Annotated in this window: 10 protein-coding genes; 4 read left to right on the top strand and 6 right to left on the bottom strand. The window is 37.7% G+C overall.

Going from position 1 to position 8,815, the window contains the following annotated elements; genetic code table 11:
• Positions 1-241: 241 nt before the first annotated feature.
• Positions 242-1,570 carry a signal recognition particle protein Srp54 gene (locus QMD21_05755; protein ID MDI6856269.1) on the bottom strand — a complete coding sequence of 443 codons (1,329 nt, stop codon included), beginning with the start codon at positions 1,568-1,570 and terminating at the stop codon, positions 242-244.
• An 88-nt stretch (positions 1,571-1,658) separates the two neighbouring features.
• Between QMD21_05755 and rpiA the strand changes: the two genes are divergently transcribed.
• Entirely contained in the window at positions 1,659-2,333 is a 675-nt protein-coding gene (gene rpiA, locus QMD21_05750) for a ribose 5-phosphate isomerase A (GenBank protein MDI6856268.1), read from the top strand.
• Here rpiA and QMD21_05745 read toward each other — a convergent pair.
• From QMD21_05745 to QMD21_05725, 5 genes are all read right to left on the bottom strand, one after another.
• On the bottom strand, positions 2,322-2,708 hold the full coding sequence (locus tag QMD21_05745) for an ArsR family transcriptional regulator (protein MDI6856267.1): 387 nt from the start codon (positions 2,706-2,708) through the stop codon (positions 2,322-2,324). The two genes, rpiA and QMD21_05745, sit on opposite strands and share 12 nt — an antisense overlap.
• Positions 2,705-3,634, bottom strand: a complete 930-nt coding sequence (locus QMD21_05740) for an aminopeptidase (protein ID MDI6856266.1) — start codon at positions 3,632-3,634, stop codon at positions 2,705-2,707. The genes QMD21_05745 and QMD21_05740 overlap by 4 nt, the downstream gene beginning before the upstream one ends.
• Positions 3,635-3,697: 63 nt before the next feature.
• A complete protein-coding gene (gene purM / locus QMD21_05735; GenBank protein MDI6856265.1) occupies positions 3,698-4,729 on the bottom strand; it encodes a phosphoribosylformylglycinamidine cyclo-ligase in 1,032 nt (343 codons plus the stop codon).
• 30 nt (positions 4,730-4,759) lie between these two features.
• Positions 4,760-5,497, bottom strand: a complete 738-nt coding sequence (locus QMD21_05730) for an ATP/GTP-binding protein (GenBank protein ID MDI6856264.1) — start codon at positions 5,495-5,497, stop codon at positions 4,760-4,762.
• 100 nt (positions 5,498-5,597) lie between these two features.
• A complete protein-coding gene (locus QMD21_05725; GenBank protein MDI6856263.1) occupies positions 5,598-6,545 on the bottom strand; it encodes a hydroxyacid dehydrogenase in 948 nt (315 codons plus the stop codon).
• A gap of 72 nt (positions 6,546-6,617) precedes the next feature.
• Between QMD21_05725 and QMD21_05720 the strand changes: the two genes are divergently transcribed.
• From QMD21_05720 to QMD21_05710, 3 genes are all read left to right on the top strand, one after another.
• Entirely contained in the window at positions 6,618-7,076 is a 459-nt protein-coding gene (locus QMD21_05720) for a phosphopantetheine adenylyltransferase (GenBank protein ID MDI6856262.1), read from the top strand.
• A 44-nt stretch (positions 7,077-7,120) separates the two neighbouring features.
• Positions 7,121-8,692 (top strand): radical SAM protein, encoded by a 1,572-nt coding sequence (locus QMD21_05715; protein MDI6856261.1) that lies wholly within the window; start codon positions 7,121-7,123, stop codon positions 8,690-8,692.
• Positions 8,693-8,696: 4 nt separating this feature from the next.
• Positions 8,697-8,815 (top strand): 4Fe-4S binding protein (locus tag QMD21_05710; GenBank protein ID MDI6856260.1); only part of this gene is annotated, 119 nt, incomplete at its 3' end.

Genomic DNA, 8,815 nt, shown 5'->3' with positions numbered 1-8,815 from the left:
CAAAATCAAAAAGCTTCGTTTGGGCTATTAGTTGACTGTTGAAGAGCTTTTTTAAACACCGCTCTTTGTTAAGTCTTATTGCATCAAACAGATTAGAAATAGGCCAATCTGCTCCACTCTTAAAAACCGAGCGTCAGCTTTTTATATTCAAAACAACATTATCGTCTGTATCATACCTTTTCTTAAAGTAGATTTGTGGTATATATAATCGTAACAATGGGACGAAAAAGAGTTCATTTTTTCACCCTCCGAACTTCAACTGCTTCATTAAAGCTTTCCTCATTTTTCTATCGCCTACAAATCCTCTAACAGCGCGCTTTGATAGATTGTAATAGCGCAATAACTCTTTTACATCTTTAGGCTCCCTTCCTGAGCCTAGCGCTATCCTTTTTAATCGAGAGGTTTTCACTAAACTTGGGTTCTCGAGCTCTTCTTTTGTCATACTCTGCATAATATATTTGAACTTTTTTAGCTTCTCTTGGGTCTCTTCCATCTGCTGATCAGAAACTTTTGATTTCATACCAAAAGGTAATAGGTCAACAATTTTTTGCAAAGGCCCCATTTTACCAAGCAATTCCATCTGCTCATACATATCTTTAAGAGTGAACTTACCTGAGACTATCTTTCTAGCAACCTCTTCAGCTTTTTCTTTCTCAGCAACTTCCATTGCCTTTTCAAGTAATGCTTGGATATCGCCCATACCAAGCAGTCTAGAGATAAAGCGCGGAGGATCGTATTTCTCTAAATCATCTATTTTTTCGCCAACACCTACAAAAACAATGGGAGCTTTACTTTCCGCAACTGCGCTGAGCGCTCCTCCACCCTTAGCAGAGCCGTCTAATTTAGAGAGCACAACCCCTGTTATTCCTATCGCTTCGTGAAATGCTCTCGCTTGATTGCCAGCTTGCTGACCTATAGTAGCATCGAGAACAAGTATCTTTTCATTTGCTTTAGTGGCTTCAGCAATGTCTTGCATCTCTTGAATAAGATCTTTTTCTAAAGAGTGTCTTCCAGATGTATCTATAATTATTACATCGCAGGATTTAAGCTCTTCAAGACCTTTTTTCACAATCTTCACAGCGTCTTTTTCTTTAATATCGCCGTAGACAGGCACATTAATCATTTTACCGAGCTGGGCTAATTGCTCGTAAGCAGCCGCTCTATGAACATCACTCGCAAGCATACCTACTTTAAGACCTTTTTTTTGATAATATTTAGCAATTTTAGCGCAACTTGTGGTTTTACCCTGCCCATACAATCCTACCATCATTATTATCTGTTTCTTAAGCTCGAGCTCTTTAGTAATGCCTACAATTTTAACAAGCTCGTCGTAAACTATTCTAACAACATGCTCTTTGGAGCTCATTCCAGGTAAAGGCTTCTCTGTTAGAGCTCTCCGCTCTATTTCCTTAGTTAAGTTGAGCACAAGTTTAACATTAACGTCAGCTTGCAGCAGAGCTCTTTGCAAATCTTTTACAGTTTCTTTTATAAGTTTACTGTCTATGAAAGGCGCTGTTGCTATCCTTCTCAGAGCCGTGCGTAATGCGCTACTCAAACTCTCAAGTACCATTTTAAATGAAAATAGTGCTGAGTAATATTAAAAGGTATCTGTCATTGACCACAACAAAAATTTATTACGCTAATACCATTACTAGAATATGGTAAATCTAAAAAAGCTAGCTGCTGAAAAAGCTGTTGATTTTGTCAAAGACGGTATGGTTGTAGGGCTTGGCACAGGTAGTACTGTGCTTTATGCGCTCAAGAAACTTGCTAAACTTATCCAAAACAAGGAGCTCAATATTATAGGGATTCCTACCTCTAGGAAAACTGAAAAAATTGCAAAAAAACTCAAAATTCCTTTAAGTACCTTAAATAAGTATCCTGAGATCGATATTACGATAGATGGAGCTGATGAGATTGATACTAAATTAAATTTAATTAAAGGTCATGGCGGAGCATTATTAAGGGAGAAAATAGTAGCGAGCTGTAGTAGAAAAGAGGTTATAGTTGCAGATGAATCTAAGCTCGTTAGGTGTTTGGGAGAGAAGTTTGCTTTGCCTGTAGAAATTTGTAAATTCGGGTATAGCGCTATTGCTAAGAAAATCAATTCAAAATTTGGCTGCAAGGTGGAGCTTAGAAAAGTTGGTAATAGAATTCTAGTAACTGATAATGGAAACTATATTTTGGATTGCAAATTTAATAAAATTACCAATCCTAAAAAGCTAGATTACGAGTTAAACAATGTTGCTGGCGTTGTAGAAAACGGGCTTTTTGTGGAAATTGTTGATAGTGCGATTATTGGCACATCAAAAGGCTTGAAATTACTTAGCTGAGAAATGAGTTGCAACAAGCTTTCTTAACAGCTCTAAATTTTTAGTAACTTTTTTCAGTTCTCTTAACTTGCACTTCTCTAGTTTTTTTGTTATTTTTTGGGGCGACTGTACTAGCCTGTAAGCGTACATAGGGCGACCTTTACAGCCTTTCTTTATGTTCGTTTTCGCAACAAAGCCTTTTTGCTCAAGCATTTTTAGGGCTACTGAAACTTCAGGCTGGCGTAATGAAAGGGCTCTTTCTACTTGTGCGGAGACGGTCTCATTCACTTTAAAAAAGAATACTAAAACCTTGGCTAGATTTTTAGCAATACCTATAGTTGTTAGCAATTTTACGATCTTCTTATCGTTTCTATCAAGTAGTAGCTTCTTCCTCATATTACTAATTTACCTTCTTCAAGTATTACCCTGCCGTCTACCTTCACGGTAGGCTCTTTTATCACTGCCACAGCTTGTGCACCGCATTTTATTTTACCGCCAAACGCAAAGTTATCTCCAAAGCTTAAATGGCAAGTTCCTAGCGCTTTTTTATCTTGAAGTGGAAAGCCAATAATTTTAGCTTTGGGATTTAACCCAATACCAAACTCGCCAACTGCTCTACCAAGCTTTCCTTTTTTGGTCAGTAATTTTTCTGCTTCCTCATTTTCACTCTCTGCAAAACCATCTTTAACAATAATTCTCAAAGGGTTTTGTAGTTTTTTACCGAAAGAGCCATCTACAATTAGAGTGCCGTTCGCACTGCCTTCGTTAGGAGCTATGAATATTTCGCCAGCAGGTAGATTTGTAAGCTTAGAGCGTTCTCTGCATATACCAGTATCTTCAGTAACCCATTTTCTACCGTCAGTACTCAGAGTTACATATGTACCTAGTTTTGTTTCTATTTCTATCTTCCTACAATTTCTAACAGCCCAGTAAATTTTTTTTATTCTTTTCTCAATTTCTTCAAAGTCTGCGCTTAGACTCTCAAATATTTCTTCTGTAATGCCTGGAAGCGCAGCTATTCTAGCGCCACTTCTAGTTGCAGCTTTGCGGGCTTCTGTATGAGTTAGAGAGAACTCAGTTGCCGCAATAATCACATCAGCATGCTTCATAGCCTCCGCCACTGCAGCAGGCGGCTCTTCATTATCAGCTTTTGTAGGTAGTATTTTAACAAGCACAGGCTCTGCTTTAACTTCCTTCGCTGCCTCAAACAAAGCTTGACCTATATTCTCTTTAGAAGTATCGATAATAATAACGGCTCTCTCTCCCTTCCTTACGCCCATGCATGTACTTATTATTGTTTTAGCGCTTTCTTGTAGACCCATTTTCCTCTCTCCCCATCCGAGCAAGCCAAAGCAAACGGATATATCTTTTCCACCTTTTATATATTACGGATAATGTAGTCCTAGTGACGGTATACTTACACCTTTTCCTCTGTGAACTCTACCGATAAGTTTAGCTTCAGCCACGCCTTTAAGCTCAGCCAAAATGTTATCTGCTGCTTTTTTATCTGCAATTATGCAAAAGCCAAGTCCCATATTAAAAGTCTGATACATTTCTTTATTTTCTACATTTCCAAGCTCTTGGAGCGTAGCGAAGACTGGATGTGGCTCGAAAATCTCCTCTAGCCTAAAATTTACATTACTATTTATTCTGCTTATTTTTCTTATACCACCGCCTGTAATATGTGCAAGTCCATGAATTTTAAATTTTTTGGCTACATTGATAATTTCTTTAACGTAAATTCTAGTAGGTGTGAGTAGTATTTCACCCCATGTTTTATTAGAATTAGGAAATTTATCGCTATAGCTGATTTCGTTAAGTTTTAGAATTTTTCTTGCAAGAGTTAAGCCGTTAGAATGTATTCCAGAGCTTCTTAGACCAATAATAACATCACCATGTTTTATATTACTTCCTGTTATTATTTTAGTTTTCTCTACAAAGCCCAAGCAAGTGCCTGCAAGATCGAAGCCTTTTATAAGCTCCGGCAGTATTGCAGTTTCACCGCCAATAATTGAGATATTAGCAAGTTTAGCGCCTTTGTTTAAGCCTTTACCTATCTGCGCAACAATTTTTTCGTTAGGCTTCCGAAGCGCTAAATAATCTACAAAACTCAAAGGCTCTGCTCCTACGCAAATGCAATCGTTTACATTCATTGCGACGCAATCTATGCCAACGGTATCGTATTTTTTTAGAGCTTCTGCAATTAGAGTTTTTGTTCCTACACCATCGGTACAAAGTGCAAGCGCATACCTATCAAAACTTACAAGGCCCGCAAAATGATGTTTGATTTTCAGAGGCTTGCCAATGCCTTTTCTAGCAAACTTTAACTCTTTTCCAATTGCGCTTATCGCTTCCCTATGCTTAAGGATATCAACGCCTGCTTTTGCGTAAGTGAGCTTTTCTTTTTTCATGCTCATAAATCACTCTGCTGTTATAAAAATTTTATCTTAGGTCAAATCGCCGCAAACACAATGGACCTCGTAAATAATGTCCTGCAAAAGCTGAAAATTCTCTTTTTTTAGACAAGAAATAGGTATGAAGCGCTCGGCTCTTAGCCCTATAACAGTGCTTAGGTTACTAATAACATCTACAATCATTCCTGATGATTTGCCTTTTACTTGCTCAACAAGCTCAATAGGATTTTCGAAATTTTTTTTCAATTGAATAATTTCATTTTCATTAAGAAGATCAATTTTATTGAAAATATTGATTGTAGGCATGCCGAACCTTAACTTGATCATTAAAGAAAATAGAAGATTTAGTAGTAGATTCTTAGGCTCTTTGCATAGCTCTGCATCCATTAAAAAAATTCCTATCCCTTTTTCTAATCTTTTCACAATTTTTCTATCTAATTCTTGAAAGAGCCATATCTCGTTCTGGCCTGGAGTATCAAGTAATATATAATCGCCTACCACCTCATCAATGCCACTCATTACCTTATCAATATTTTCGTTCATCATTCTCATAGCTTCTATCATAGCGCCGTTAGGACCTAGATTTTTCTCTTTCATTATTTCCTTAACTGTAAAAAAATTTCTTAAATCGAAATTAGCTTTGTAGCCGAGCCACTCAGCGCCAGGATCTAAATTTATCCTTCCTACCTTGTAGTTTTCACTAAGCCAATCTCCAAACTCTTTTACAAGCAAAGTTTTTCCACTACCTGCAGGACCGAATATTATCAGCATTTGAGGAGCTTACTTAATTTTTGGCTTTTTCATCTTAATGTAAATGAGAAGAGATAAATTTCCAGAATAAATAAATCTTTGTTGCTTAGGATTCATTAGATTAGCTATTTAACACCTCAGGGTTAACGCAAAAATCAGGTTTCTCTCTTTTTAGAACTTTCAATACCTGTTCTGCAACAGTGGTACCAGCCTTTTCCTGCGCTTCTTTTGTACTAGCTCCTAAATGGGGAGTGAAAATCACATTATCTAATTTTAGCAAAGGGCTGTCTTTAGGAGGCTCAACTTCAAAAACATCTAACGCGCAGCCTGCAATTTTTTTATCTCTCAGCACTTTATAGAGCGCTTTTTCATCTACAATACTCCCACGAGCACAGTTTATTAAAAAAGCGCTTGACTTCATTTTTGCAAGTTCTTTTGCGCCAATCAGATATTTTGTTTCTTTAGTCAAAGCTGCATGGATAGTGATAAAATCAGAATCCCTAAGCAGGGTATCAAGAGTTACAGGTTCTACCCCCATCTCTCGCACTTTCTCCTTTGTTAGATAAGGGTCGTAGGCTATGCATTTCATTCCAAAAGCCCTTGCCCTTTTTGCTACCTCACTGCCAATTCTACCAAGTCCTATAAGGCCTAAAGTCTTTTCGTCCAACTCTAGTCCCATCAGAGATTTCTTCTCCCATTTACCTTCTTTTGTTGTCTTGTCTGCTTTCGTAAGATTTCTGGCAAGCGCTAACATATGCGCAAAAGTAAGTTCAGCAACTGATATCGTGCTACTTGTAGGTGCATTAACGACAATGATTTTACGCTCGCTCGCTTCTCTAACGTCAATATTATCTACTCCAACGCCTGCTCTACCTATTACTTTCAAATTTTTACCTGCTTGAATTACTTCTTTTGTTACCCTCGTTCTGCTACGAACAATTAAAGCATCGTAGCTTACTATTTCTTTCAGAAGCGCTTCATAGCTTAGCTCAGAGTAAATAACCTCGAACTCCTCCTTCAGTTTTTCAATTGCTTTTTCGGCTATTTCATCTGCAACGAGAATTTTCATAAAATGATAATCGTAATGCTATTTTAAAAGGGTATCGAAAGTAATTTCAGTTACCAAGCGGATTTCAAATTGATGAGGGTCTGCCTTGGCGGAACTTTTGATCCTTTACATAGAGGTCATAAAAAGCTAATTGAGAAGGCGTTTGAGCTAGGCGATGAGGTTGTTATAGGCTTGAGCTCGGATGAATTTGTTAATAAGACCAAAAAATGCTATAGAAAATATAATTTGAGGAAACGCTCGCTCGAAAGATTTCTTTTGAACTTCAGGCCTAAGAAATTTAAAATCGTGAAGATAGATGATAGATATGGTACTGCAGTCACAGAAAATTTTGATGCGATAGTAGTTTCGCCTGAGACACTGCCTATAGCAAAGCAAATTAACAAGCTCAGAAGAAGCTCAGGAAAAAAAACTCTGAAAATAATAAAAATACCTTTCGTGCTCGCAGAAGATTCTTTGCCGATAACCTCTACAAGAATAAAATCTGGGATAATTGATGAAGATGGTAGAGTTTTAGTTCGTAAAAATATTTAAGGCTTTACCCATATATCTGTATAGAAAACGGTGATAAAAAAAGAATGATAATAAGAGAGAGTAAGTTGCAAAAAGGCTTGCCTAAAGAGACTTTATCGCTATGCCCTGACTGCAAACAGCTTATTAAAGCGAGAATATTTGAAGAAGACGGTAAGGTAATGATCGATAAAATATGTGAGCAGCACGGCTATTTTAAAGATGTCTATTGGAGCGATGTAGAACTTTATTTAAGAGCAGAAAAGTTTGCTTACGACGGCTTTTGCGTGAGCAATCCTAGAATTAAGGCTAAAAAAGAGTGCCCTTACGAATGCGGCTTGTGCAATTTGCATTTAAGTCATACTGTACTAGCTAATATAGACTTAACTAATCGGTGCAACTTAGCATGCCCTATTTGCTTTGCTAATGCCGCTACTGCAGGGTATATTTACGAGCCTTCTTATAAGCAGGTAGTGGAGATGCTCAAGATGTTAAGGTCAAACAAGCCAGTACCTTGTCCAAGTGTGCAATTCAGTGGCGGCGAGCCTACTTTGCATCCGCACTTCTTTGATATCATCAAAGCTGCAAAAGAGCTTGGCTTCTCACAAGTACAAGTTGCAACTAACGGCTTAAAACTTTTAGATTTAGAGTTCTGCCAGCGCATGAAAGATTGCGGCTTAAGTACAGTCTATTTGCAGTTCGACGGGTTAAGGGACGAGATCTATAGGCAAGCAAGGGGTAAAGAGCTTCTAGATATTAAGCTAAAAGTTATAGAGAACTGCAATAAAGTCAAGCCCAAACCGCTATCAACAGTGCTCGTACCTACTATTGTTAACGGAATAAACGATAATGAAGTCGGCGAAATTTTAAAATTTGCAATTGAGCACTCCGATGTGATAAGAGGCGTAAATTACCAGCCTGTTTCTTTTGCAGGCAGAATAGATCAAAAAGAGCGCGAAAGCCAGAGATTTACTCTCCCAGACCTTGTCAATAAACTTGTAGAGCAAACTGATTTTCTAACCAAAGAGGATTTCTATCCAGTTCCTGTAGTAGCACCGATCTCAGAACTTATTTCGATACTAGCTGGTGAGCCTAAAGTTGCATTTACACCACACCCCCATTGCGGATTGGCCACCTTCCTATATATTGAAGATGGAAGAGCTATGCCGATAACAAGATTCATAAATGTGGAAGGGCTTTTTGCTAAAATGCTAGCGCTATCTAACAAGCTAGCTAAAATAGCGCCTTTGGTACGATTTTTTAGTAAATTAAAATCCGAGAAAGGTAAAGTGAAGAGCTTAGAAAAAAATTTCAGAAAATATTTCGGCGAGTTCATTTACGAAGATAAAATGCCTAAAACTCTTAACCTATTAGATTTCTTAACTAATCTATTCTCAGAGCAGAGTAGAGAATCGTTAGGAAGGTTTACTTGGAAGACTTTAATGGTTGGAGGTATGCATTTTCAAGATGATTACAATTATGATGTTGAGAGGGTAAAGCGCTGCGTTATCCATTATGCAACTCCGAATGGCAGAATAATACCTTTCTGCGCTTATAACGGTGGCATTACTTACAGAGAAGAAGTTGAAAAGAAATTTTCTATGAGTTTGGAAGAGTGGAAGAAGAGGGAAAAAGTCTAGAAAAATGAAAGTAGATAGAACTCTATGCCTTTATTGCGGCTCCTGCTCAGGCACTTGCCCTGGGAACGCTATATTTTTAGAAGAAACTTATCCTGTGTTCGATGAAGAGCTCTGCGTTGAATG

Source organism: Candidatus Thermoplasmatota archaeon (genome assembly GCA_030018475.1).
GTDB lineage: Archaea > Thermoplasmatota > JASEFT01 > JASEFT01 > JASEFT01 > JASEFT01.
This window is presented reverse-complemented; position numbering and strand designations above follow the sequence as displayed.

Bases quoted from the DNA above. Each gene is read 5' to 3' on its own strand.
- QMD21_05755 (MDI6856269.1), bottom strand. From the start codon at position 1,570: ATGGTACTTGAGAGTTTGAGTAGCGCATTACGCACGGCTCTGAGAAGG.
- rpiA (MDI6856268.1), top strand. From the start codon at position 1,659: ATGGTAAATCTAAAAAAGCTAGCTGCTGAAAAAGCTGTTGATTTTGTC.
- QMD21_05745 (MDI6856267.1), bottom strand. From the start codon at position 2,708: ATGAGGAAGAAGCTACTACTTGATAGAAACGATAAGAAGATCGTAAAA.
- QMD21_05740 (MDI6856266.1), bottom strand. From the start codon at position 3,634: ATGGGTCTACAAGAAAGCGCTAAAACAATAATAAGTACATGCATGGGC.
- purM (MDI6856265.1), bottom strand. From the start codon at position 4,729: ATGAGCATGAAAAAAGAAAAGCTCACTTACGCAAAAGCAGGCGTTGAT.
- QMD21_05730 (MDI6856264.1), bottom strand. From the start codon at position 5,497: ATGCTGATAATATTCGGTCCTGCAGGTAGTGGAAAAACTTTGCTTGTA.
- QMD21_05725 (MDI6856263.1), bottom strand. From the start codon at position 6,545: ATGAAAATTCTCGTTGCAGATGAAATAGCCGAAAAAGCAATTGAAAAA.
- QMD21_05720 (MDI6856262.1), top strand. From the start codon at position 6,618: ATGAGGGTCTGCCTTGGCGGAACTTTTGATCCTTTACATAGAGGTCAT.
- QMD21_05715 (MDI6856261.1), top strand. From the start codon at position 7,121: ATGATAATAAGAGAGAGTAAGTTGCAAAAAGGCTTGCCTAAAGAGACT.